At 37.2% G+C, this 25,766-nt stretch carries 26 protein-coding genes and 1 tRNA gene; 23 read left to right on the forward strand and 4 right to left on the reverse strand.

Annotated elements, in window-relative coordinates; genetic code table 11:
* Positions 1 to 121: 121 nt before the first annotated feature.
* Positions 122 to 1,051 (forward strand): glycosyltransferase family 2 protein, encoded by a 930-nt coding sequence (locus FC77_RS04725; protein WP_056970343.1) that lies wholly within the window; start codon positions 122 to 124, stop codon positions 1,049 to 1,051.
* 39 nt (positions 1,052 to 1,090) lie between these two features.
* Here the strand turns inward: FC77_RS04725 and FC77_RS04730 are convergent.
* A tRNA-Arg gene (locus FC77_RS04730) sits at positions 1,091 to 1,162 on the reverse strand.
* A 248-nt stretch (positions 1,163 to 1,410) separates the two neighbouring features.
* Between FC77_RS04730 and FC77_RS04735 the strand changes: the two genes are divergently transcribed.
* The 5 genes from FC77_RS04735 (at position 1,411) to FC77_RS04755 (ending at position 6,299) form a co-directional block, all read left to right on the forward strand.
* Positions 1,411 to 2,442 (forward strand): sugar-binding transcriptional regulator, encoded by a 1,032-nt coding sequence (locus tag FC77_RS04735; protein ID WP_056970344.1) that lies wholly within the window; start codon positions 1,411 to 1,413, stop codon positions 2,440 to 2,442.
* A gap of 64 nt (positions 2,443 to 2,506) precedes the next feature.
* Positions 2,507 to 3,523 (forward strand): type I glyceraldehyde-3-phosphate dehydrogenase, encoded by a 1,017-nt coding sequence (gap, locus tag FC77_RS04740; RefSeq protein ID WP_054681775.1) that lies wholly within the window; start codon positions 2,507 to 2,509, stop codon positions 3,521 to 3,523.
* Positions 3,524 to 3,635: 112 nt separating this feature from the next.
* A complete protein-coding gene (locus FC77_RS04745) occupies positions 3,636 to 4,847 on the forward strand; it encodes a phosphoglycerate kinase (RefSeq protein ID WP_056970345.1) in 1,212 nt (403 codons plus the stop codon).
* A 26-nt stretch (positions 4,848 to 4,873) separates the two neighbouring features.
* A complete protein-coding gene (gene tpiA / locus FC77_RS04750; protein ID WP_054681777.1) occupies positions 4,874 to 5,629 on the forward strand; it encodes a triose-phosphate isomerase in 756 nt (251 codons plus the stop codon).
* A gap of 103 nt (positions 5,630 to 5,732) precedes the next feature.
* Positions 5,733 to 6,299: a GNAT family N-acetyltransferase gene (locus FC77_RS04755; RefSeq protein ID WP_056970346.1), complete on the forward strand. Its 567-nt coding sequence runs from the start codon at positions 5,733 to 5,735 to the stop codon at positions 6,297 to 6,299.
* Here FC77_RS04755 and FC77_RS04760 read toward each other — a convergent pair.
* Both FC77_RS04760 and FC77_RS04765 read right to left on the reverse strand, forming a co-directional pair.
* The gene (locus tag FC77_RS04760; protein ID WP_056970347.1) at positions 6,296 to 6,817 is read right to left on the reverse strand and encodes an LURP-one-related/scramblase family protein; all 522 of its coding nucleotides are present in this window, start codon (positions 6,815 to 6,817) and stop codon (positions 6,296 to 6,298) included. The two genes, FC77_RS04755 and FC77_RS04760, sit on opposite strands and share 4 nt — an antisense overlap.
* 17 nt (positions 6,818 to 6,834) lie before the next feature.
* Positions 6,835 to 7,710 (reverse strand): Cof-type HAD-IIB family hydrolase, encoded by an 876-nt coding sequence (locus FC77_RS04765; RefSeq protein ID WP_056970348.1) that lies wholly within the window; start codon positions 7,708 to 7,710, stop codon positions 6,835 to 6,837.
* A gap of 68 nt (positions 7,711 to 7,778) precedes the next feature.
* On the opposite strand from FC77_RS04765, the gene FC77_RS04770 reads away from it, so the two are divergent.
* The 3 genes from FC77_RS04770 to tsaE are packed head-to-tail and all read left to right on the forward strand — an operon-like array spanning position 7,779 to position 9,952.
* Positions 7,779 to 8,477, forward strand: a complete 699-nt coding sequence (locus FC77_RS04770; RefSeq protein ID WP_056970349.1) for a uracil-DNA glycosylase — start codon at positions 7,779 to 7,781, stop codon at positions 8,475 to 8,477.
* Positions 8,478 to 8,489: 12 nt separating this feature from the next.
* Complete coding sequence (gene pta, locus FC77_RS04775) at positions 8,490 to 9,473, forward strand: phosphate acetyltransferase (protein ID WP_056970350.1); 984 nt, start codon at positions 8,490 to 8,492, stop codon at positions 9,471 to 9,473.
* Entirely contained in the window at positions 9,473 to 9,952 is a 480-nt protein-coding gene (tsaE, locus tag FC77_RS04780; protein ID WP_056970351.1) for a tRNA (adenosine(37)-N6)-threonylcarbamoyltransferase complex ATPase subunit type 1 TsaE, read from the forward strand. The genes pta and tsaE overlap by 1 nt, the downstream gene beginning before the upstream one ends.
* A gap of 51 nt (positions 9,953 to 10,003) precedes the next feature.
* Here tsaE and FC77_RS04785 read toward each other — a convergent pair whose 3' ends face one another.
* Positions 10,004 to 10,537 carry a 3'-5' exonuclease gene (locus FC77_RS04785; protein ID WP_056970352.1) on the reverse strand — a complete coding sequence of 178 codons (534 nt, stop codon included), beginning with the start codon at positions 10,535 to 10,537 and terminating at the stop codon, positions 10,004 to 10,006.
* Between the two features lie 98 nt (positions 10,538 to 10,635).
* Between FC77_RS04785 and murB the strand changes: the two genes are divergently transcribed.
* The 14 genes from murB to FC77_RS04855 all read left to right on the forward strand — a co-directional run bounded on the left by murB (position 10,636) and on the right by FC77_RS04855 (position 25,590).
* Positions 10,636 to 11,529 (forward strand): UDP-N-acetylmuramate dehydrogenase, encoded by an 894-nt coding sequence (murB, locus tag FC77_RS04790; RefSeq protein WP_056970353.1) that lies wholly within the window; start codon positions 10,636 to 10,638, stop codon positions 11,527 to 11,529.
* Between the two features lie 124 nt (positions 11,530 to 11,653).
* Entirely contained in the window at positions 11,654 to 12,499 is an 846-nt protein-coding gene (gene cdaA, locus FC77_RS04795) for a diadenylate cyclase CdaA (RefSeq protein WP_056970354.1), read from the forward strand.
* Positions 12,496 to 13,476, forward strand: coding sequence for a CdaR family protein (locus FC77_RS04800; protein ID WP_054681781.1), 981 nt, complete (start codon positions 12,496 to 12,498; stop codon positions 13,474 to 13,476). The genes cdaA and FC77_RS04800 overlap by 4 nt, the downstream gene beginning before the upstream one ends.
* Positions 13,477 to 13,509: 33 nt before the next feature.
* The gene (glmM, locus tag FC77_RS04805) at positions 13,510 to 14,862 is read left to right on the forward strand and encodes a phosphoglucosamine mutase (protein ID WP_056970355.1); all 1,353 of its coding nucleotides are present in this window, start codon (positions 13,510 to 13,512) and stop codon (positions 14,860 to 14,862) included.
* A gap of 184 nt (positions 14,863 to 15,046) precedes the next feature.
* The gene (gene glmS / locus FC77_RS04810) at positions 15,047 to 16,858 is read left to right on the forward strand and encodes a glutamine--fructose-6-phosphate transaminase (isomerizing) (protein ID WP_056970356.1); all 1,812 of its coding nucleotides are present in this window, start codon (positions 15,047 to 15,049) and stop codon (positions 16,856 to 16,858) included.
* Between the two features lie 119 nt (positions 16,859 to 16,977).
* Positions 16,978 to 19,041 (forward strand): BglG family transcription antiterminator, encoded by a 2,064-nt coding sequence (locus FC77_RS04815; protein WP_056970357.1) that lies wholly within the window; start codon positions 16,978 to 16,980, stop codon positions 19,039 to 19,041.
* Between the two features lie 134 nt (positions 19,042 to 19,175).
* Entirely contained in the window at positions 19,176 to 20,960 is a 1,785-nt protein-coding gene (locus tag FC77_RS04820; protein ID WP_056970358.1) for a PTS mannitol transporter subunit IIBC, read from the forward strand.
* A gap of 15 nt (positions 20,961 to 20,975) precedes the next feature.
* Positions 20,976 to 21,422: a PTS mannitol transporter subunit IIA gene (locus FC77_RS04825; protein ID WP_056970359.1), complete on the forward strand. Its 447-nt coding sequence runs from the start codon at positions 20,976 to 20,978 to the stop codon at positions 21,420 to 21,422.
* Between the two features lie 2 nt (positions 21,423 to 21,424).
* Positions 21,425 to 22,594, forward strand: coding sequence for a mannitol-1-phosphate 5-dehydrogenase (locus tag FC77_RS04830; protein WP_056970360.1), 1,170 nt, complete (start codon positions 21,425 to 21,427; stop codon positions 22,592 to 22,594).
* A gap of 166 nt (positions 22,595 to 22,760) precedes the next feature.
* Positions 22,761 to 23,576, forward strand: coding sequence for a Cof-type HAD-IIB family hydrolase (locus FC77_RS04835; RefSeq protein ID WP_056970361.1), 816 nt, complete (start codon positions 22,761 to 22,763; stop codon positions 23,574 to 23,576).
* 40 nt (positions 23,577 to 23,616) lie between these two features.
* A complete protein-coding gene (locus tag FC77_RS04840; protein WP_151443697.1) occupies positions 23,617 to 24,054 on the forward strand; it encodes a CopY/TcrY family copper transport repressor in 438 nt (145 codons plus the stop codon).
* A gap of 45 nt (positions 24,055 to 24,099) precedes the next feature.
* Positions 24,100 to 24,489, forward strand: coding sequence for a fluoride efflux transporter FluC (locus tag FC77_RS04845; RefSeq protein WP_373290573.1), 390 nt, complete (start codon positions 24,100 to 24,102; stop codon positions 24,487 to 24,489).
* Between the two features lie 3 nt (positions 24,490 to 24,492).
* Complete coding sequence (gene crcB / locus FC77_RS04850; protein ID WP_054681787.1) at positions 24,493 to 24,867, forward strand: fluoride efflux transporter CrcB; 375 nt, start codon at positions 24,493 to 24,495, stop codon at positions 24,865 to 24,867.
* The gene (locus FC77_RS04855; RefSeq protein WP_056970363.1) at positions 24,868 to 25,590 is read left to right on the forward strand and encodes a hypothetical protein; all 723 of its coding nucleotides are present in this window, start codon (positions 24,868 to 24,870) and stop codon (positions 25,588 to 25,590) included.
* Positions 25,591 to 25,766 lie beyond the last annotated feature (176 nt).

The raw sequence follows: 25,766 nt of genomic DNA on the forward strand, positions 1-25,766 counted from the left end.
TCGCAGAAAAACTCTAAACAAAGAGACCACCCATCTATTTGATGGGTGGTAGGTCATTTATTAATTGTTACAATTAACTTGGTTAAGTAAAGAAATGTAGTTATCATTAAGAGGATTTTTGATGAAAAAGTTATCAATCGTTGTTCCTTGTTATAATGAAGAAAAAACAATTCCTCTGTTTTATTCGGTAGTTGCAAGTGAAGTTAAAAAGTTAACCGCTTTAAAGATAGAATATTATTTTGTTGACGATGGTTCAGAAGATAATACTTTAAGTGTGCTTCGCAAATTACATACAAATAATAAGGAAGTACACTATATTTCCTTTTCACGCAATTTTGGTAAGGATGCTGCGCTTTATGCGGGACTACAAGCTTCAAGCGGAGATTATGTAGTTGATATGGATGCTGATTTACAGGATCCCCCAGCTCTTTTACCTAAAATGTATGCTTTACTTAAAACTGGTAAATATGATTGTATTGGAACCAGAAGAATTGATAGAAAAGGTGAAAGCAAAGTTAAATCTTTTCTTAGTAACCTTTTTTATAAATTTATCAATAAAATATCTAATACGCAGATAGTGCCTGGTGTACGTGACTACCGCATGATGACACGGCAAATGGTTAATGCATTCTTATCAATGAAAGAATACAGTCGTTTCTCAAAGGGTATTTTTAGTTGGGTTGGTTTTAGGACTAAATATCTTGATTATCATAATGTGCAGCGTGTGGCAGGAGAAAGTGATTGGACGACTTGGAAGTTATTTAAGTATGCGTTAAGAGGAATTGTCAATTTTTCTCAAGCCCCGCTTAATATTGCGGTTTGGATTGGCAGCTGTTCCTTCATTTTGGCGATAATTGGGTTAATCGCAGTTATCATTAGGCATATAATTAAACCGTCGGCTGCCGTATTGGGCTGGTCGTCGCTGGTTTGCATTATTCTTTTAATCGGTGGGCTACAACTTTTGTGTATAGGTATTATTGGTAGGTATGTTGGAAAGATATTTATCCAAGTTAAAAATAGGCCTATTTATATTATTCGAGAAAAAAAGTAAAACAAAAAAGCCAAGTTCAAACGAACTTGGCTTTTAGTATGGGTCCCCTGGGAGTCGAACCCAGATTTTAAGAACCGGAATCTTACGTGCGATCCATTACACTAAGGACCCATTGGACACACATGCTAGTATATCAGAAAGGGGTTTAAAATAAAAATTCTTTTTATTATTTACTAGCTTTAAAGTTAAATCTTTTTCTTGAATTGTAAAAAATACATTGTTATACTGAGATTGTCGAATGGGGAATGTGGAGACTAAAAAAGTTGAAAAACTACGTTTCCCTTATATTTTTAAACTTTCTGGGACAAAAAATGTCACAATAATGGACAATAAGTGTCCCAATAGGAAGGAGTAAGTTAATGGACGCGGACTTTACCGTGCTTCAAGCTCTCGTTCCTGATATCTTAAAAGTTTTTCGACAAAGATATCTTGTCCTTGAGCAGATTTCTTCAAGTGCCCCAATCGGACGAAGAAATGTTGCTCAACGGTTAGGACTTTCTGAAAGAAAGGTTCGAACAGAAACTGAGTATCTTCGAGAACTTGGCTTAATCGAAATTAAAAATTTTGGAATGTTCCTAACTGAAAAGGGTAAGAAAACATTGCAAGATGCAGCTCCGTTGCTTGACCGCTTATTTAACGCTGGTAAGACTGAAGTTGAATTAGCTAAAAAACTCGGGATCGAACGTACAATTATTGTTCCAGGGAACGGTGATTTGCAGGATCGAGTTTTTGAAGAAATGGGTGAAGAGTTAAGTTCAGCATTAGATTTGCTCTTGCCTTTAGGTCATTCAATAATTACAATTCTAGGTGGAGCGGCGTTAGCCAAATCGGCTAAATATTTGTCTAAAAGTTTAGGCGATAACCGTCAGCTAGAATTTATTCCGGGTCGTGGAGCCTTGGGTGAAAATGTTGCTACACAAAGTAACACGATTGTTCAGGAGATGGCTGCAAGGACTGCTGGTAAATATAAGACTTTATATTTACCTGAACAAGTTTCTGCCACAGCTTATCGATCTCTAATTAGAGAATCTTCGATTGCGGATTTGCTGCAGGATATCTCACAAAGTGACGCCGTTATCCATGGAATTGGTTTAGCCCAAGAAATGGCACGGCGTAGAGGATATGACTCAATTAAGTTATCTGAACTACGTGAGAAAAAAGCTGTCACCGAATGTTTTGGGTGTTTCTTCGATGACAAGGGTAAGATTGTCGACCGTATTACACAGGTTGGTTTACAGTTTGAGAGTCTAAAAAAAATACCTCACATATTTGCCTTTGCTTGTGGTGCTAGAAAAGCTGAAGCAATCAAAGCTTATATGCCTAATGCTCCCCATCAAACCTGGTTAATTACTGATGAGGGAGCCTCAGAGAAGATTTTAAAGGAGAATTAAGTTTCTCATTTAAAATAATTGTTGTTTATAGTTCTTAAATAGTTCTTAAGGAGGACTTTAGAATATGACAGTTAAAATTGGTATTAACGGTTTTGGCCGTATCGGTCGTTTAGCATTCCGTCGTATTATGGATTTAGGCTCAAAGAGTAAGGATATTGAAGTTGTTGCTATCAACGACTTGACTACCCCAGCACTTTTGGCACATTTACTTAAGTACGACTCAACTCATGGTACTTTCAACCACAAGGTATCTGCTACTGATGATTCAATCGTTGTTGACGGTAAGAAGTACCGTGTATACGCTGAACCACAAGCACAAAACATTCCTTGGGTTAAGAACGATGGCGTTGACTTTGTTCTTGAATGTACTGGTTTCTACACAAGCAAAGCTAAGGCACAAGCTCACCTTGACGCTGGTGCAAAGAGAGTCTTAATTTCAGCACCTGCTGGTAATGATTTAAAGACTATTGTTTACTCAGTAAACGATGATACTTTAACCCCAGATGACAAGATTGTTTCTGCTGGTTCATGTACTACTAACTCATTAGCACCAATGCTTAATGCTTTACAAAAAGAATTTGGTGTACAAGTTGGTACTATGACTACTATCCATGCTTACACTTCAACCCAAATGATTTTGGATGGTCCTGTACGTGGTGGTAACTTACGTTCAGCTCGTGCTGCCGCAGTTAACATTATTCCTCACTCAAGTGGTGCTGCTAAGGCTATTGGTCTTGTTGTTCCAGAATTGAACGGCAAGGTTAACGGTCATGCACAACGTGTTCCAGTTCCAGACGGTTCAGAAACTGAATTAGTTTCAATTTTGGACAAGAAGGTTACTGCTGACGAAGTTAACGCAGCTATGAAGAAGTACGAAAGTCCTTCATTCGCTTACAACGATGACAACATCGTTTCAAGTGATGTTATCGGTATGACTGCTGGCTCAATCTTTGACCCAACACAAACCATGGTAACCACTGCAGGTGACAAGCAATTAGTTAAGACTGTTGGCTGGTATGACAATGAATACTCATTCACTTGCCAAATGGTTCGTACTTTGTTGAAATTTGCTACTCTTTAATCATTAATTTTAATTAATTGATTATCGTTAAGTGGTAATGAGAAGGCGGAGGGAGATTCTTCCTTCCGCCTTTTTTTGAAGAAAAAAATAATTATATTATCGGAGGATATTGATGGCTAAATTAATCATTTCAGACCTCGATGTTAAAGGTAAAAAGGTTTTAGTCCGTGTAGACTTTAATGTTCCTATTAAAGATGGCGTTATTGGAGACGATAATCGAATCGTTGCTGCACTTCCTACTATTAAATACATCATTGAACATGGTGGTAAAGCTATTTTACTTAGTCACTTGGGTCGTGTTAAGTCAGATGCTGATAAGAAAGAATTATCATTAAAGCCAGTTGCTAAGCGTTTAAGTGAATTGTTAAAAAAGCCTGTAACTTTTGTACCTTCAAATGAAGGTAAAGATGTTGAAGACGCTATTAATAAGATGAACGATGGCGACGTTATTGTTCTTGAAAATACTAGGTTCCAAGATATTGATAACAGCTTTGGCAAGCGTGAATCAGGTAATGATCCTAAGCTTGGCGAATACTGGGCATCCCTTGGTGATGTCTTCGTAAACGATGCATTTGGTACTGCTCACAGAAACCACGCATCAAACGTAGGTATCGCTACTGCTATGAAGAAGGCTGGCAAGCCTGTAGCTGCTGGCTTCTTAATGCAAAAAGAAATTAAGTTCTTGGGTAACGCTGTTGCTCACCCAGTTCACCCATTTGTTACTATCTTGGGTGGTGCTAAGGTTTCAGATAAGATTGGTGTTATTTCTAACTTACTTCCTAAGTCAGACCACATTTTAATTGGTGGTGGTATGGCTTACACATTCTTGGCTGCACAAGGTCATAAGATTGGTAAATCATTATTTGAACCAGACAAGGTAGACTTAGCTAAGAAGCTTTTGAAGGAAGCTGGAGACAAGATTGTCCTTCCAGTTGATGACGTAGCTGCTACTGAGTTCTCAAATGATGCTTCACGTAAAGTTGTTGGCGATGACATTCCTGACAATATGATGGGGTTGGATATTGGTCCTAAGACTGTCGATAAATTTAAGGATGTCTTAAAGAGTGCCAAAACTGTTGTATGGAATGGCCCTATGGGTGCATTTGAAATGCCAAACTTTGCAAAGGGTACTTTGGAAGTTGGCCGTGCAATGGGTGACTTGAAGGATGCTACTACTATTATTGGTGGTGGTGACTCAACTGCTGCCGCTAAGCAATTAGGTATTGCACCTAAGATTACCCACATTTCTACTGGTGGTGGTGCCTCACTTCAATACCTTGAAGGTAAGACATTACCTGGTATTGCTTGCATTTCAGATAAGTAAAGTAGAAAAGAAAGGTCGTTACTTAAATGCGTACACCAATTATTGCAGGTAACTGGAAATTACACATGAATCCAGACCAAACTACTGAATTCGTTAATGCTGTTAAGGATAAGTTACCTGATCCAAATAAAGTTGAATCACTTATTTGTGCACCTGCTGTTGACCTTGATGCTTTGAGGAAAGCTGCTAAAGGCTCCAATTTACATATTGGTGCAGAAAATGCCTACTTCGAAAATGAAGGTGCTTTCACTGGTGAAACCTCACCAATGGTTTTAAAGCAAATGGGCATGGATTACTGTATTGTTGGTCACTCAGAGCGCCGTGGCTACTTCCACGAAACTGATGAGGATGTTAACAAGAAGGCCAAGGCTTTATTTGCTAACGGACTTAAGCCTATTATTTGTTGTGGTGAATCACTTGAAAAGCGTGAAGCTAATAAACAAGAAGAATGGGTTGTTGGCCAAATCAAAGCAGCTTTGAAGGGCTTAAGTGCAGAACAAGTTTCTGAACTTGTTCTTGCTTATGAACCTATCTGGGCTATTGGTACTGGTAAGACTGCTTCATCAGATCAAGCTGAGGAAATGTGCAAGACTATCCGTAACACGGTTAAAGACTTGTACAATGACGAAACTGCTGAAAATGTCCGTATCCAATACGGTGGTTCCGTAAAGCCAGCTAATGTTAAAGAATTAATGTCTAAGCCAGATATTGATGGTGGCTTAGTCGGTGGTGCTTCACTTAAGCCAGATTCATACTTAGCTTTAGTTAATTACCAAGATTAGTTCAACTGTTATATAGAAAAGATCCTGCGTTTGCAGGATCTTTTTGTGTTCTTCTTGTAAGATGGTTTAAATTTTCGTAACCTATAGGTAGTGAGGCAAAGAATTGATTAGAAAAGCAAAAAAGTCAGATTTTGAATTTATTTATCCAATTTTAAAGCAAATTTTTGATGAAATGGATATGGCTAGCATTAAGAAATTGCCAGAGAGTCAATTTTATGACTTAATGCGTTTAGGTTTTATTTCAGAATATTATCGTTATTCTTACCGTCGAACTTGGGTTTATGCGGATACAAAAGATAGACCAATAGGAATGGTTGCTATGTATTCCTATGAAGATCAAAAGGTTATTGATTTTGTTTTGAAGAAAGAATATGCCAAGGTCGACTTAGCAACTGACATGGTAATTTTTGATGATAAAGAAGCTTGGCCAAATGAATGGTATGTTGATTCACTGGCTGTTACTCCTAAATATTGGGGTGAGCATGTTGCCAGTAGTTTATTAGATTATGCGTTTAAGATTGCTGAACAAAAAAGATTTAACAAGGTTAGTTTAAATGTAGATAAAGAAAACCCTCGTGCACAAAAATTATATGTACATAAGGGTTTTAAAACCGTAGATAAAATGACAATTGGAGATCGTAACTACGATCATATGATTAAGAAAGTTTAATTTAAATTAATTCCATATTTTCTACCAATTGGTGGAAAAATAGGTAACTTGAGTGGGGTTACATGCCATTGCGTAAATAAAATAGAAATAAGTAAAATAAAGGGAATATCTTCAGGACGCTTAATTTCACAAACAAGCACCACACCTGAATTTCCCATAATAGTTTTGACATTTGCAACGTTTTTTATTCCAGACCGAAACGTGTAAGTGCCTTTTTTAATGCTTCCAGTTACTAAATAGTTGAGTCTAGTAACATAAAAGAGGTTGGTAAGAGGGCTGTTGACTTTTTTAACTTTAACAAGAGAATGATTAACGACGTCGACAGTAAAAGAAGCAATTACCCCTACACCATCAGAATATAACCTACCGATCTCTTCTTCCTCGATGGTGTTCAAGTACAAAGTATGGTTGGGATTATCTAAATTACCGCGGATAGTATATTGAACTTTGCCTTCAGGACCAATAACGGGTATTTGACCGTATTCCTTTTCCTGATTTAATTCTAGTAAGAACTTCATCATTCCCACCTCTAATTCTATTTTTTAGCATTATCAGCTAAGAATTTATTTAAAATGTTGGCAACACCATTGTCATTATTAGATTTTGTTTGGACTTGGGCTAACTTCTTGATTGCCGGGACCGCATTTCCCATAGCAACTCCTGTTCCAGCCTCGCGAATCATGCTTTCATCATTTAAATTATCCCCGATTGCGGCAATTTCTTCACGTTTAATGCCTTTCTTTTTGGCGTAATCTAATAAAGCTATACCTTTTTGGGCGTTAACATCGTTAATCTCGATGTTAGCGGCGGAACTTGATGTAATTGCAGGGTCACCGAGCTTAGAAATATCTTTTTTAACATCAATGAAAGCCTCGTAACCACGTGAATCAAATGCAATGATTTTCATTACCTCAATTTTGGGATCAGCTAATAGTTTTTTAAAACTGTTAACGTGGACCATATTTAATATAGCTTTGCTACCAGCAGAGATGGCAACCGCTTGTTTGAAGGTTATATTTGGGTTTAAGATTGCTAAAGAATGAGCAAAATTGGCTATTCTTTTCTCGATACTTTCAGAATAAGTATGGTTGGCAGTAATTATTTCAAAGTAGAAATGATTTTGGTGCAATATGTCAACTATTTTTTTGGCTTTTGCGGTTGGCAAAGCGTGTTTGACAATTAAATTATCATTTGTATCAAAAACAAGGGCGCCGTTTAAGTTAATAAAACCAGTTTTTAAATTAGAATTTCTAATTATTGCCCGTGACTGTTTTGGAGCCCTTCCCGTAGCGATTAAAAATTCTATTCCACTTTTTTGTGCTTTGTGGATAGCTCGCACATTTTCTTCGGAGACTTCCATATTACTGTTAAATAAAGTGCCATCAAGGTCACAAGCCACTAATTTGATCACGATAAACCTCCCATATTTTACTAATTTCATGATACCATAAAGAGGATTGAAAGAGAGGTCGGAGATATATAATGAAAGAGTTGATCGGTAACGACTGGGATCAGGTTTTAAACCCAGTTTTTGAGAGTAGTGAATATGAAAAATTACATTCTTTTTTAAGAAAAGAATATGCAACCAAAAGGATTTTTCCTGATATGAACCATATCTTTACTGCTTTTAAATTAACGCCATTTGTAAAAACTAAAGTAGTTATTTTAGGGCAGGATCCGTATCATAATCCTGGTCAAGCGACAGGAATGAGTTTTTCTGTTATGCCAGGTGTTAAATTGCCGCCATCCTTACAAAATATTTATAAAGAGCTTTATGATGATGTTGGTGCTATTCCCGTTAAACATGGTTATTTGAAGAAATGGGCTGATCAAGGCGTGCTTTTACTAAATGCCGTCTTAACCGTTCCTTATGGTCATGCAAACGGGCACCAGGGAAAAGGCTGGGAAGCAGTTACTGATGCGGCAATCAAGGCTCTTAGCAAACGAGGTAAGGTTGTCTTTATCCTGTGGGGTCGCTTTGCACAAAATAAAATTCCATTAATTGACCAAGAGAAGAACTTTATAATTAAATCTCCCCACCCAAGTCCGTTTTCAGTTGATAGAGGATTCTTTGGCTCACGACCATTTTCACGGTGTAATACCGCATTGAAGAATTTTGGTGAAACGCCGATTGACTGGCAATTGCCAATGACTGTCACTAAAGCTGATTTAGCATAAAGGGGTAAATAGATGAGTGTTTTTGACTTATTAAAAACTAAAGTAAAAAACGGAAAGAAAACGAAAATTGTCTTTCCGGAAGGATACGATCAACGAATTCTCACGGCTGTAGCAAATTTAAATAATGACGGTTTAATTGAACCGGTTGTTTTAGGTAAGCCAGCTAAGATTCAGGCCATAGCTTCCAAAAGTAATTTGAACCTTTCAAACGTTACAGTAATTGACTTTGAACATTATTCCAAAATTGAGCAAATGGCAAAGCAATTTATTGTAGCTAGAAGAAAAGATATCAGTTTAGAGGATGCCAAAGATAAATTAAAAACAGCAAATTATTTTGGCACGATGCTGGTGCAAATGGGGCAGGCAGATGGTATGGTTTCTGGTGCGGCTCATTCAACTGCCGCAACTGTTTTACCTGCACTGCAATTAATCCACACTGCCAAAGGGATGCACCGGGTTTCAGGTAGCTTTATTATGGAACGTGGTAAAGAAAAGTATGTCTTTGCCGACTGTGCAATTAATATTGATCCGGACGCCGCTACTCTAACTGAAATTGCTTATCAATCAGCACAAACGGCTAAAATGATTGATATTGATCCTAAAATTGCCTTCCTAAGTTTTTCAACTAAAGGTTCAGCTAAGGGTGATATGGTTGATAAAGTTGCCCAGGCGACGAAATTATTTCAAGAACAGTATCCCAAAATTCCAGCCGATGGTGAATTGCAATTTGATGCAGCCTTTGTTCCTAGCGTAAGCAAAAGCAAGGCGCCAAATTCTAAAATTGCTGGGCAGGCTAATGTTTTCATTTTTCCTGAATTACAATCAGGAAATATTGCTTATAAGATGGTCCAACGGTTGGCTAATTTTACTGCTGTGGGGCCAATTCTACAAGGTCTAGCTGCACCAATTAATGACCTGTCTCGAGGGGCTACTAGTCAAGATGTATACGATATGGCAATTTTGACGGCCGCTCAGTCAATTGTGAGGGATGATTAATAATGAAACTTGAAATTAACTCAGCAGCTGATATGAAAAAGTTAGGTGCATTCTTAGGTGAGACGGCCAAACCGCATGATTTATTGCTTTTAAACGGTGACCTTGGAGCAGGGAAAACTACCATGACCCAAGGTTTAGGACGAGTATTAGGCATCCGTCGTCCCATTAAGAGCCCAACTTTTACAATTGTCCGTGAATACCGAGAAGCAAAATTGCCTCTTTTTCATATGGATTTTTATCGTTTAGAAAATGATGATTTGTCCTCAATCGATTTAAATGGTTACCTTGCTGAACCGGGTTTAGTGGTGATTGAATGGCCACAGTTGATTATGAAAGATTTACCAGATAATTATTTACAATTGATTATTACCAGAGTAGATGATAGTTGGGAATCAACTAAACGAGTAGTTGAGCTTAAGCCGAAAGGTGAACGCAATGAAAAGTGGATCAAGGATGCTTTGAAAAAATTTAGAGAATAAAAGACACATTAGTTGTGAAGCTAATGTGTTTTTGTTCGTTCAAAAATTATTTTAAATTTGGTAAATTAAATTTTTAATTGCATCGTCACCGAATTTTTTATTTTGTGCGATTAAAATACCTGCACAGGCCTCGCTGTCGCTTAAAGCGTTATGGTGGTGCCATAATTCTACGTTTAATGCTTTCGAAACGGTATCTAGCTTATGATTTGGTAAGTTAGGTTCGAATAATTTGCTGCTTTGTAAGGTATCGACTACTAAATAATGTGGTTCTTGAATGTCATAGCGTGCCAAGCTTTGCCGCATGACGTTTGTATCAAAACGGGCATTGTGGGCGGTAACTAGCATTCCAGGCTTATATAAGTCCTTGATTTTTGGCCAAACCTCTGCCATTGTTGGTGCGTCTTTAACGTCATTTGCAGTAATGTCGTGTACCTGGATGTTACGCGCATCAAAGGGCATTTGTGGGTTGATTACTGTATAGAAACGATCAACAATTTTATTTTTCCTAACCATTACAAGGGCAAGCGAACAAGCACTTTCTGGATAATGGTTAGCTGTTTCGAAGTCCATTGCTACAAAATTCATTTTTTCTCCCTCTAAAAACAAATTCAGTATAACATAGGGTGAAGCAAAAGCATGAATGCGGTAAAATATAGAAAGATATTGCAAGGGAGATTTTAATTTTGGAGTTGCTTGATTTAAAAAAAGATGGAATTGACATACAAAAACAAATTCCACTAAGTAAGTATACTTTTACGAAGACAGGTGGCCCTGCAGAATATTTGGCCTTTCCTAAGAATTTAGATGAATTAAAAAAATTAGTTCAGGTAACGCAGGAGAAGGATATTCCTTTAACGGTTATTGGCAACGCATCTAATTTAATTATTCGGGATAGCGGTATTGCCGGCCTTGTCATTATTTTAACTGAAATGAAAAAGATTACTGTTAAAGTAAATACGGTTACCGCAGAAGCAGGCGCACGAATTATTGATACTGCTTTTACAGCGGCACGAGCCGGCCTTAGTGGTTTAGAATTTGCTGCCGGCATTCCAGGCAGTGTTGGTGGTGCGATCTTTATGAATGCAGGTGCTTATGGCGGTGAAACTCAAAATGTTGTTCAAAGTGTCAAAGTTTTAACCAGGAACGGTGAATTTAAAACTTATAGCAATAAAGAGATGAATTTCTCTTATCGACATTCATTAGTTCAAGATAATAAGGCAATTGTAGTTTCAGCTACTTTTGGCTTAAAGCATGGTGATAAACTTAAAATTTTGGATGAAATGCATTATTTAAATGCGTTGCGCCGTTACAAACAGCCGCTTGAATATCCTTCTTGTGGCAGTGTCTTTAAGCGTCCTACCGGCCATTTTGTTGGCCCGATGATTATTAAGGCGGGCCTGCAAGGAAAGCAGATTGGCGGTGCACAAAATTCAACCAAACATGCTGGATTTATCGTTAATAAAGGCGGAGCGACTGCTACAGATTATTTGAATTTAATTCATTTAATTCAAAAGGTAATTAAAGAAAAATTCGGGATCGATTTGCATACAGAAGTACGGATTATCGGTAAAAATTAATCAAGTCAAAGATAGGTTATGAGATAAAAAACTTGTAGCCTATTTTTTACTATAGGTTAAATTTAAAATATGTGCGCGCTAAGCTTCAGTCTTATGTATAATTGATAAGTAGGAAGGAGAGGCTATGCATTTTAACATATCGAATATCCTTACATGGAATAATCTCTCAGTAGTCTTGGATGTACTGATTATCTGGTACCTTGTTTATCATTTGATCATGTTAATTCGGGGTACTAAGGCAGTTCAGCTTGCTAAAGGAATTGTTTTAATCTTTTTGGTAAGAATTGTTGCTGGCTTCCTGCAATTACATGCAGTTACCTGGATTGTTGATCAGATTGTTTCATGGTCAGTTGTGGGTATTATAGTTATTTTCCAGCCAGAAATCAGGCGTGGACTTGAACGTTTGGGTCGGATGCCTTTATTTGGTGGCCGTGGAAATAATGCTCATGATGAATCAATTAAATTTGTCAAAGAATTAGATAAAGCAATTCAGTATATGTCTAAAAGACGGATTGGCGCTTTGATCACCATTCAAAAAGAAACCGGCCTTGAGGATTATATTGAAACGGGAATTAAACTTGATGCTGATGTAACAGGTGAATTATTAATCAATATCTTTATTCCTAACACACCACTTCATGATGGGGCTGTAATTATTGATAGAAATCACCGAATTGCGGTAGCTGCAGCGTATTTACCTTTATCTGACAATAAGATGATTCCTAAACGGTTAGGTACGAGGCACCGTGCTGCTGTGGGTATTTCAGAAGTTACCGACGCAGTCACAATTGTTGTTTCTGAAGAAACAGGTGGTGTAACCATTACGCGTAATGGACGCTTCTTGCTTGATATGACCCGTGATGAATATATGAAATATTTGACCTCTGAGTTTGTTCCGAAGAAAGAAAAGAACACAAAGTGGTACCAAAAAATATTTAATAAGATTTGGAAATGGGGTGCAGGTCGATGAAGAATTTCTGGAGAAAATCATGGTTTATCCGGCTTGTCTCCTTATTAATTGCTGTTTTGTTAGTAATTTACATTGATTCTTCTCAACCTGGCTTTATGACACAGGGTGAGCCGAACAAGACCAAGCAGACGGCCAACGAAACCCAAACTATTAAGGTGCCTTTGCAAGTTTCAGTTGATACTGATAAGTATTACGTTGTTGGCTATCCCGAGAAGGTAAGTTTAACTTTGGAGGGATCTAATGCATTGGTTACTTCAACTGTGAATACGCAGAATTTCCGTGCCTATATCGATTTAACCAATAAAGGAATTGGCAAGCAGAGCGTTAAAGTTCATGTTAGTGGCTTAAGTAGCCAGCTGTCGTATTCAATCAACCCTAAGACGGTGAAGGTTGATATTGAACGCAGGAAGTCTACGACTATGCCAGTTCAAATAGAGTATAATAAAAATGCGATTGCACGGGGATATAAAGTCGGCAAGGCTAATATTAACCCCCAACAAGTTGAGGTTACAGGTGCCCGTGGTGAAGTTGATCAGATTGATCAAATCGTTGCCAAAGCGGTTTTACCTAACGGACTTGATCATAGTTATGAACGGCAAGTGATTTTAACTGCAAGGGATAAAAACGGTCGCCAATTGAATGCCGTGATTGAACCGTCAACGGCTGAATTAACAATTCCTGTTTCAATTGCTAAAAAGAATGTAAAGATCGATTTGGATTCTAAAAATGAGCAGAGTGGGAAAGTTTACTCATTAACTGCTAAAAAGGATGAGGTTACTCTCTATGGTAATAAATCTGCTTTAGATAAAATAAAGAAGTTAAAAGTCGATGTTGATCTAAGTAATGTTAATTCTTCAACGTCTAAAGTAGTTGATTTTGCTTTACCCAAAGGTGTTGTAAAGTCTGATCCTACTAAAGTAATGGTTCAGATTAAAACTAAGAATGCTGCAGGCGCAGGTAATACCAAAAATGATTAGAGAAAAATAAGTTAGAGAAAGGTTGTTTTTGTAATGTTGAAATATTTTGGAACCGATGGTGTTCGCGGTATCGCTAACCAAGGTTTAACCCCGGAAATGGCATTTAAATTAGGCCGTGATGGTGGTTATGTTTTAACCAAAAATAAAAAAGATGATGAACAGGCTAAGGTTTTAGTTTCTCGTGATACTCGTATTTCGGGGCAAATGCTGGAATATGCCTTTATTTCCGGTTTGCTTTCAGTTGGAATTGAAGTATTAGAGGTAGGAGTTATCACAACCCCGGGGCTTTCATACTTAGTTCGTGCCCAAGGTGCTGATGCTGGTGTGCAGATTTCTGCATCCCACAACCCAGTGGAAGATAACGGAATTAAATTCTTTGGTAGTGATGGTTTGAAGCTGTCAGATACCATGGAAGGCGAGATTGAAAAATTAATTGACGCTAAGGAAGATACTTTACCACGTCCAGCGGCTAAGGGATTAGGTACTGTAACCGATTTTCATGAGGGTAGTTCTAAGTATTTACAATTCATTGAGAATACTATCCCCGAAGAGCTAGATGGAATTAAAGTTGTAATCGATGGTGCTAACGGTGCTGCCAGTGCACTTATTTCCAGATTATTTGCTGATTGCGGGGTTGATTTCACTACAATTGCTACTCATCCCGATGGTTTAAATATTAATGACCACGTTGGCGCAACTCATACGGAAAAATTGCAAAAAGAAGTTGTTAAACAGGGAGCCCAAATGGGATTAGCTTTCGATGGGGATGCTGACCGCTGTATTGCCGTTGATGAAAATGGTAAGCAAGTAGATGGTGACCACATTATGTACATTATCGGTACTTATTTAGCTGATCATGGCCGTTTAAAGAAGAATACAATTGTTACCACGGTAATGAGTAACCTCGGGTTCACCAAAGCTTTGGAAAAGAAGGGGCTTAAAAATGTCCGTACCCAAGTTGGTGACCGTTATGTTTCTGAAGAAATGCGTGCTCACGGCTATAACCTTGGTGGTGAACAATCTGGACACGTCATTATGAGCGACTACCATAATACGGGTGACGGTATGCTCACAGGCTTGCATTTGATGTTGGTTATGAAGAGAACTGGCAAGTCTTTGACGGAATTACTGAAAGATTTCAAAGAATATCCACAATGCTTAATTAATGTACCAGTTAAAGATAAGAAGAGCTGGAAAGAGCACCAACCAATTCTTGATGTGATCAAGAAAGTTGAGGATGACATGGGTGGCGAAGGCAGAGTTTTAGTCCGTCCTTCAGGTACCCAACCTCTTCTTAGGGTAATGGCTGAAGGTCCAACCCAAGAAGAAACGAATGCTTACGTAAAGCAAATTGTGGATGTCGTTAAAAAAGAAATGACGGAATAAATTCGTAGTTTCTTTTATAAATAAGGATACATAAAAAGTCTCTGTTTGGCAGAGGCTTTTTATTATACCAATTATATTGATTTTCACTTGACCAATTTTTATAAAAGGGATATCATTTCAGCTGTATCAATAATAATTAATTAATCCATTTTATAAGAATTGAACTAGACCAAAGGAGAAAATTATGTGTGGAATTGTTGGAGTCGTTGGTAAACCGGCTAGAGATATTATTTTAAAGGGTTTAACTAATCTGGAATATCGTGGTTACGATTCAGCTGGTATTTATTTAAATGACTTAAAAGGACACGAATATTTAACTAAGGCAGTTGGTCGAATTAGGGACTTAAAGAATAAGATGACACCTGACGAGCAAGGCTTGGTAGGAATTGGTCATACACGTTGGGCAACTCACGGCAAACCAACTGTGGCTAATGCTCATCCACAATTTGATGAAACTCACCGCTTTTACTTAGTTCACAATGGTGTGATTGAAAACTATACCCAATTAAGAGAAAAATATTTAAAGGGTGTAGATTTCAAATCTGAAACCGATACTGAGGTTGCCGTTCAATTAATTAGTAAGATTGCCCGTGACAAGAACATAGATGGTTTTACCGCATTTAAAGAAGCTTTGAAATTAATCAAAGGTTCATATGCCTTTCTTTTAATCGATAACACTAAACCAGACCATGTTTACATTGCTAAGAATAAGTCACCAATGAGATTAGGTTTAGGCAGGGGCTTTAATATTATCGCTTCTGACGCTGTTTCCGTCTTAGACCAAACTAAGACTTTCGTTGATTTAAACGACGGTGATGTTGGTGATATTACTAAAGATAATTACACCATTGAAACAATCGATGGCAAAAAAGTTACCCGTAAGCCTTATGTACTGCACATGGATGCCAATGCTGCTTCTAAAGGCGGTTATGAATTCTATATGTTAAAGGAAATTGATGAGCAACCAGCTGTTATGCGTCGTCTTTCTCAAGATTATTTAGATGAAGATGGTGAACCAACAGTAGATCCTAAGATTGTAAATGCTATTTCTAAAGCAGATCATCTTTATATTTTTGCTGCAGGTACTAGTTACCATGCAGGATTAGTTGGTAAAGCATTATTTGAAAATTTTGCAAATATTCCAACAGAAGTCGGTTATGCTTCTGAAGCAGGCTATCACTTCCCAATGATGTCCAAGCATCCGTTTTTCATCTTTTTGACCCAATCAGGTGAAACGGCTGATTCACGGGTTGTTTTGCAACAAGCTATTAAGCGTCATATTCCAAGTTTAACTATGACCAACGTTGAGGGTTCAACTTTATCTCGTGAAGCTGACTACACGATGTTGTTAAACGCCGGTCCAGAAATTGCCGTTGCCTCAACTAAAGCTTATACAGCTCAAATTGCTCTGCAGGCAATCCTAGCCAAGGCTTTGGGTGAAAAGTTAAACGTCAAAGCCGCTAAAGATTTCCAGCTCAAGCATGAATTAGCAATTGCCGCTGAGGGTATGCAACAAATTGTTGATGGTAAAGAAAAGATGGAGAAGATCTCTAAAAAGTACCTGGTCCCATCACGCAACGCATTCTATATTGGTCGGGGTATTGACCATGCCGTTGCCCTTGAAGGAGCTCTTAAGTTAAAGGAAGTTTCCTATATTCAAACTGAAGGATTTGCCGCTGCAGAACTTAAGCATGGTACTATTTCCTTAATTGAAAAAGGGACTCCAGTTATTGCTTTAATTAATGATCCAGTAACTGCAGACTTAACCCGTGGTAATATTGAAGAAGTTGCTTCTCGTGGTGCCAGTGTAATTACCATTGTTAGCAAAAAGCTTGCTAATAAGAATGACGATATTGTATTACCAAATATCGATTACTATTTGTCACCACTCCTGACAATTGTACCAGCACAGTTGTTAGCTTACTATGCTTCTAAGGACAAGGGCTTAGATGTTGATAAGCCACGTAACTTGGCTAAGAGTGTAACTGTTGAATAATTAACTGATAAAATTAATTACTACTTATTTTAAGAGAACAGATCGTATCATAAATCTGTTCTCTTTTTTTGTAATTTTGTATAATTAATTTAGTAATTAAGCTTTGTGAGGATAAATGAATGGTTATTTTAACTGAAAGACAGAAGCAAATTTTGTCATTGCTTTTAACTAACTCTGAGGGCTTTAGCGTAAAAGAATTGGAAGATCATCTCCATGTTAGCCGGCGAACGGTATACCGTGAATTTAATAATTTGCGTTCCATTCTTGCACGTGCAGATTTGGAATTGGTTAATGAAAAGCATAAATATAGTATTCAAGGCGGGCAGCTAGCTTTGAATAAACTTAAAGAGGAGGTCCAGACGACAAAAGAACAGTCTTCGATGACGATGGAACAAAGGGAGAATGCTTTGGTAGTTCTTTTGCTTCTGGCGGATGAGCCGCAAAAAATTATTCAATTGGCATTAGAATTGCAAGTCAGTGAAGCCACTGTCCAAAATGATCTTAATGTAGTTGCACAATCTTTAAATAGGTATGGCATCCAATTAAAACGCAAAAAGGGTGTGGGTATTTTTATAGAAACCGTTGAAAGCACCCGCAGGCAGATATTAGTAGGAATACTTCTGAGTGAAATTAATGACTATGATTTTTTCCGTTATGCAAATAAAATTGATATTAAAACGGATAATTTCTTTTTGGATGTCTTGCCCCATAAATTATTATTGCAGGTAAAAGAAGCATTAAAGCAAAGCATTTTTTCTAATATTCGGCTTAATGCCGATCACCAGATAATTGAATTAATATTAATTTTTACTGTTTCAATGATGCGAATTGAGAAAGGCTTTGCAATTGAAAAAGTTTTTTCTGGCAAAGCTACTCTTAAATACCAAGGTTTTGTTTTTCACTTTATGGCTTTGATGACGCAGAAAAATGACTTACATATTAGTAAAAATGACGTTTCTTATTTAGCCGATAAAGTAATGGATTGTGATTCAGAGCAGACCAATTTTTCTTATGATAATGATTATGAATTGGCAATTTCAATTAAGGTGAAAAATTTCGTTCAGATTGTTTCAGAAAAAATGCACTGGGATTTTCAGAAAAATCCGGATTTTGTTAATCGTTTAACAAAACATATCTTGGCTTTGATTCAACACAGTGTGACGCCATTACCGAATACCAAAATAAAGACTTTGGCTAATTTGAGTAAAAAATTCAATAAACTTTACCGGGTGATTGAACAGGCATGGAAGCAAAAATTTCCTCACGAAAATATTCCAGCCTCGGAACTACAACTATTGCTTTTATACTTTGCAAATGAATATACCAGCAAACAAAATTATAAAAATATCAGTGTGTTAATTATTTGTGAGAATGGTATTGGCACCTCAGCAATTCTGGGTGAACGTCTTAAACAAGAAATCCCTGAGATCAAGCATATTAAGTTGAGCAAAGTATCTGATTTACCTAATTTAAATTTACGTGATTATGATTTGATTTTATCGACTTTGGAGTTAAAGGGCTTTCCCCGTGATTACCAATTAGTTAGTCCACTTTTATTAGATGACGAAGTGGAACGCGTGAAGAATTATTTGCGGGCATATACTAAGAAATTCCCGGTTACAAAAAATAGCAAGCTAGTTAATGCAAACAAGCAAAGACATGCCGCTACGAAGTTAACCCAGGCAGCTGTTGAAACGCTTTTTTGCAGTGAGATTGTTAATGCCGTTAAGGTTAAGCTGCTAAAGCATAATTCTTCTAGAATTGAAGACGTGATTAAACAATGTTTAGACAATTGTGATTCCGATATTGTTAAAGATAAGAAAATCGTAGCCGATAAATTGTTTAAACGAATTAAATTAACCCCAGTCGGAATTCCTGGTAGTAATCTTGCTCTTTTTCATACCAGTAGCAAGGGGATTAGCCGCTGTTCCTTTACCATTTTTGATTTAGAAAATGATTTAACTTTGCAAGCAATGGATCATATTGATATCCAAGTTAAGCGAATATTGTTAATGCTGGGGCCGGCAATGTTGTCTACTGCAGAGCAGAAAGTTATGAGTCTGGTTAGCAGCATGATTATTACTAATGACGATAACCTGCACTTATTTAGTGTGGGTCAGCAGGAGCAAATTAAAAACGCCATAGCGGTTCAATATTTGCACGAATTGAAGAATAAATTGTAATTTCTGTGAATCATTGAACAAATATTGGCACTAATAGTAGTGTCAGACTTCTATCTTGATTTTATTGTAAACGCTTACCATTTAATTTAGGATAAAAATGTAAGATAAATTTAAGTCAATAGAGGGGAAAATCAATGGCTCAAGAAAAGAAAAAATCTTCAATTAAAGTGGGGATTCAAAAATTTGGTACTTTCCTGTCTGGTATGATCATGCCAAACATTGGTGCCATTATTGCTTGGGGGCTAACTGCCGCAATCTTTATGACGCCTAACGGCTGGTTTCCAAACGCACAAATTAATAATTTAATTAAACCAATGTTGAACTACCTGTTACCATTACTTATTGGTTATACGGGTGGTAAAATGGTTGATGATGATCGTGGTGCCGTTATCGGTGCAGTCGCTACCTTAGGTGTAATTGTCGGTACCGACGCTCCAATGTTTTTAGGCGCTATGATCATGGGACCGTTCAGTGCCTGGCTTTTGAAGAAGCTTGACAATGCATTTCAAGATAAGATTAAATCTGGTTTTGAAATGATTTATAACAACTTCTCATTGGGTATCTTAGGTATGATCTTAGCAATCTTTGCTTACTTCATCGTTAACCCAATCATGGTTACTGGTAGTCGCTGGGCAAGTATTGGTGTTGACGCGATTATTCGTGTTCACTTATTACCACTTGCCAACATTATTATTGAACCGGCCAAGGTATTGTTCTTAAACAATGCTATTGGTAATGGTATTTTGGTTCCATTGGGAATTCAACAGGCTGCCAAAGTTGGTAAGTCAGTTCTGTTCTTAATGGAGTCAAATCCAGGTCCAGGTCTTGGAATTTTACTTGCCTTTATGTTATTTGGTAAAGGTAGTTCTAAGAGTTCTGCCCCTGGTGCCGCAATTATTGAATTCTTTGGTGGTGTCCACGAAATTTACTTCCCATACGTTTTGATGAAGCCATCTTTGATCCTTGCCGCTATGGCCGGTGGTGTAACCGGTACCTTCTTATTCTCCGTTCTTGGCGGGGGTTTGAAGGCTGCAGCTTCACCCGGTTCAATTTTAGCTATTTTGCTTGTTGCCGCTAAGGGTTCCTACTTTGGCAACTTGGTGGGTGTCCTTGGTGCCGCAATCGTTTCGTTTGTTGTTGCCGCAATTATCTTGAAGAGAGATAAGGGCACTGGCGATGAATTAGCCGAAAAGCAAAAGCAAATGAAATCAATGAAGTCTGAATCTAAAGGGCAAGAAATGCCTTCAGCCCAAAATGCTCAAAGTTCAGTTAAATCATACGCTGATATTAAGAAAGTTATCTTTGCTTGTGATGCTGGAATGGGCTCATCTGCTATGGGTGCATCCTTACTTCGTGATAAGTTCAAGAAGGCAGGTATTAAATTACCGGTAACTAACACTGCTGTTAGAAACTTGAAAGATGAAGATGGGTTATTAGTAATTACTCAGGAAGAATTAACCGACCGTGCTCGTCAAAAGGCACCGAATGCAATGCAAGTTTCGGTGGGTAACTTCTTAAGCAGTCCTAAATATGACCAAATTGTTGCTAACTTTAAGGCTTTAACCCAAGTAGAAGATAAGCCTGAAAAAGCAGCTAAACCTGCTGAAAAGCCTGGTTTAATTATAGGAATAGACTTCAGTAAAGTTAAAGAAGTAAACTTTATCCGTCACGATGAGCACCTTGGTTCAGCTACAATGGCAACCAGCTTGTTCAGCGATGCCATGAAGAAAGCCGGCAAGAAGACGCCTGTTAAGGCAGTCAAGATTAATGAATTAGATGACGATCCTAGTCATTTGGTAATTGTTACTCCGGCAGCTAAGAAGAACTTAAAGCTTCGGTATGCTGACATTCAGATCATTACCGTTGATGATTTGCTTCAGGACAAGAAACTTAAGCAGATTGTGGATAAGTTGAATTAGGAAGGGATGAGATAAATGAAACTAGAAAAAAGCATGATTAAACTTAATCAGGATGTCCCTACACGGGATCAGGCTATTAGAATGGCTGGTCAACTACTAGTTGATGGTGGTTGTGTTGAACCAGAGTATATCGATTCAATGATCGCGCGTAACAATGACGTTTCAACTTATATGGGTAACTTTATCGCTATTCCCCACGGAACTGATGATGGCAAGAAATATATTAAAAAGACGGGCATCTCAGTTGTGCAAATTCCAATGGGGGTTGATTTTAGTAACCCGGATGATGACACTGAACAATTAGTCACCGTTGTCTTTGGGATCGCCGGCTTGAATAATGAACACTTGAATATTTTGTCGCAGATTGCCATTTTCTGTAGCGATGTTTCAAATGTTGCTAAGTTAGCTGACGCTCAGTCGCCGCAAGAAGTTATTGATTTATTAAAGAAAGTAGGAAAGTAAATATGAGAGCAGTACACTTTGGCGCAGGTAATATTGGTCGAGGTTTTATCGGAGAAACTTTAGCAGATAATGGCTTTAGCATTGACTTTGTTGATGTTAATAGCACCATTATTGATGCATTAAATGAGCGCGGCGAATATGATATTGAATTAGCCGCACCTGGTAAGAAGAAGATCCATGTATCTAATGTCGATGGTATTAATAATGCTAAGGACCCAGATAAGGTAGTCGATGCAATTAAAGCTACTGATACGATTACCACGGCTATTGGTCCTAAGATTTTACCGATTATTGCTCCATTGATTGCGAAGGGCTTAACTGCAAGAATTAATTCTGGTAATACCACTCCTTTAGACGTTATTGCCTGTGAAAACATGATCGGTGGTTCACAACACTTAAAGGATTATGTATACAGCCATTTAGATGCTGATATGAAGCCTAAGGTTGATAAGTATATTGGTTTTCCAAACGCAGCCGTAGATAGAATTGTTCCTATTCAACACAATGATGATCCGTTGTTTGTCTCAGTTGAAGACTTTAAGGAATGGATCATTGACGAAAGTCAAATGAAGAATAAGGATATTAAGTTAAAGGGCGTTGGTTATGCTAAGGACCTTGAACCGTATATTGAAAGAAAGTTATTCTCAGTAAATACTGGTCACGCAACAGTTGCCTATACTGGTAAAAATTTGGGATATAACACTATTGGGGATGCAATTAAGGATCCGTTTGTTTTAAAGCAAGTTAAGAGGGTTTTGAGTGAAACCCGTTCACTTCTATACAACAAGTGGAACAAGGAATTTACTGAAAAGAGTTTGGAAGATTATCATAGCAAAGTCTTAAAGAGATTCCAAAACCCGTATATTTCTGATGATATTGCCCGTGTAGGCAGAACTCCTATCCGTAAGTTAGGTTATGATGAAAGGTTCATCCGTCCAATTAGGGAATTGAAGGAGAGAAACTTAGATTACAGCGCATTGATGGAAACAGTTGGCCGAATTTATCACTTTGATGAGCCTAAGGATGCTGAAAGTCAAAAGTTGCAAAAGATGCTTAAAACTGAAGACTTGAAGCAAGTTATCGTTGAGACTACTGGTCTTAAAGATGATCCGGATCTGGTTGACCAAATTGCTAAGTCATATCATGACGCTGATAATGATAAGAAAAATTAAGTTATTAATAGGTTAATTAATAAAGCAAAGGGCCGTGAGTTTTCACTCACGGCCCTTTTTGTTCCTGTTGATTAGTGTTACAAGGATTTTTGGTGTTAAATTTCCCTTACTTTTTGTATAATAAATAAAAGTATGGCTTAATAATCAGGTCACAGGAGGCAGTATTATGGCAGTTAAGTTAATTGCGGTTGATTTAGATGAAACTTTGCTTTCAAGTTCTAATACTATTTTGCCTGAAACTGAAAGAACATTAAAAGAAGCCAGCATGCAGGGAATTAAAGTTGTCTTGGCAACAGGACGGCCATTGTCTGGTGTTATGTCTTATAACAAACAGTTAGGACTTTCTGGTGCTGAACAATATGATATTGTCTTTAATGGTGCGGTTATTCAAAATTTAGCTGGTCGGGTCTTGATGAATCAAGAGATGAACTACCGCGATTTTAATGCAATGCTGCGTTTGCAAAGATTAAGCCATGTTGACGTGCACTTTGAAACTACCAAGTGTTTTTGGACTTGTGACCGTGATTTGTCAGTGCAAATGCAAATTAATGCTGCTACAACCAATAATGTAATGAAAGTTCGTCGGCGTGAGGAAATTCCTCAGAATTTTACCTTTAATAAGGTAAGTTTTACTTCTACTCAAGGTAACGATCAGATTAATAAGCTGTGGAATACCATTCCTGATTGGGCTTTTGATAAATACGATATTGTCCGCAGTTTTTCCAACACAATTGAATTAAATGCCAAGGGCGCTTCGAAGGGTAATGCCTTGACCGAATTAGCTGATCGTCTGAAGATTGATCAGGGTAAGGTGATGGTCTTTGGCGATCAAGGTAATGATATTTCAATGTTTGAAAACCCTAACTTTAAGAAAGTTGCTATGGGCAACGCAATTGAAATAATAAAAAATAATGCAGATTACGTAACTGATGACAACGACCATAATGGCATTGCGAAAGCAGTTAAAAAATTTGTTTTATAGCACAGAATAATAAGATCGAGTTGAGATTAAAATGGCAGAAATGACAAAGTTAAAAAATAAAACTCAGGGTAACGTTTCTGAAGCTGAGTGGGAAGTCATGCGGATTGTGTGGACACTCGGTGAAGTACATACCGGTGAAATTATTGAACAACTGCAGATTAAGAAGGATTGGTCTGAATCTACAATTAAAACTTTAATGCGTCGTTTAGTTAAGAAAGGTCTTTTGCGTACCAGAAAAGAAGGCCGGCGCTTTTTGTATTCAGCTACTGTTAGTCAAAGTCAAATGATGATTAAGGTAACTACCGAAATGATGAATCATATGTGTGATATGCACAAAGGACAACTATTGATTGCAATTATGAAAGATGTTCCTTTGTCTAAAAGTGATATTGCAACTTTGGAAAATGAATTGAAAGCAAAAGAGGATACTGCGCCAGATGAGGTAGATTGCAATTGTTTGGCTACTGGTGATTGCTAAGGAAAGGAATAAAAAGTGTGTTTGAACAGGTAAAAAATTATTTGAGTGTTGCTGTTTTTGCTTTTCTTTTTGAGTGTTGCTGTTTTTGCTTTTCTTGGAGGAATTGCACGGGCAGGATTAAATGCAAGCTTTAATTTTTATGGAACATTTTGGGGTAATATTATAGGCTGCTTTCTGTTGGCTTTCTTTACGTATTTCTTCTTTGAATTTAAAGATTTTTATGAATGGATCACTGTGGGGATTGGTACCGGCTTTATTGGTGCCTTCACTACTTTTTCTACTTTTAATTTAGAAGTATTGAAGAATTTTCAGTCTGGGAAGCCAAGCATAGCTCTGCTTTATTTTTTTAGCTCAATTATTTTTGGTTTTGCTTTTGCCTTTTTGGGTTCAAGGATAGGAACTAATCTAGGTAAAAGTTTAACCAGGGAGAACTAAAATATGAATTTATTGCTAGCAGGGCTAGGCGCATCGCTAGGTGCCATGTTACGTTATTTCTTTACTAATTATGGCAAAAAGCACTGGGAAAAGATTGGCAATAAGTATTCCAATTTACCTTTCCCAACGCTTTTTATTAATCTGACTGGTGCTTTTACCTTAGGATTTATATTTGGTATTGGTGTGCCACCATTCTTTTACGCATTAGTAGGTACAGGTGTATTAGGCGGATATACTACCTTTTCAACTTTAAACACAGAATTGGTTTCATTGTTTCATGATCGGGATTACCGCATTTTTATCCTTTATGCCTTAACCTCATATTTAGGTGGTTTGTTTTTAGTTTACGTAGGTTTTTATTTAGGGAAGTTATTTTAAATGAAAAAAGTATGGACGATTTTAGTACGTTTATTTTTTGTACTATTTGTAGGTATAACTGCTTATTTGATGTTTACTAGCACGGTTAGGGTAAATGTCCACGATACACATGAAATAGCAAGAGAAGTAGTTCGGAGAGCCGCTAATGAATTAAAGAATAAAGAATTAAAGAATTCTGTTAAAATTGTGCAAAAATCTGGTTTAGATAATGAATTGTTAAAATCTTTACCTAAAAGTTATCACCGTAACTTTTCATATGTGACTTTGTATGATTTAAGTGTTAGTTATCAACAAAACGGTGAATTAACCGCTAAGAACCTTGGGTTACATAGTGATAATCGTTTAGAAAAGTTGGTTAACTATTTTATGGTAAAAGAAATCAACCAAGAGCTGAAAGGGAATTCTAAAGAAGTAAACCATGCAATTAATTTATTTCATTATTTTATGTTTGGTGTTGCCTTGTGCTTTATCCTTGCAGTTTTATTGATTTTATTTGGTAAGTATTGGGTTTCGTTAGCATTATTAATTGCTACAAGTGGTGGTTTCTTTTTCTTACAATACTTTGCAAATGGGGCAGTGAACAGATTAGAAAGCCAGCTGTATACTGAGATGTCGTTAACAACTTCAAATTATTTATGGTTTAGTTTAATCATTGGCATTGTAATAACAATTGTTTGGCCGATTTGTTTAGCGGTAGGCAGAAATAAAATGCGTAAAAAATAGCTTGAGAACAATTAAAAAGTACAATATCATAATGTTTAAAAACCCATGTTACTATTAGAAATTGATATATAAGAAAAGTCGATTTTAATCATTAATTGTGGTTCTTTAAATTTTATTAAATAACTGAAACTTGAAAGCCAGATACCATGCTCTTAGTGTATGATACCTGGCTTTCC

Origin of the sequence: Lactobacillus acetotolerans DSM 20749 = JCM 3825 (assembly GCF_001436775.1) — a bacterium.
GTDB classification, from domain to species: Bacteria; Bacillota; Bacilli; order Lactobacillales; family Lactobacillaceae; genus Lactobacillus; species Lactobacillus acetotolerans.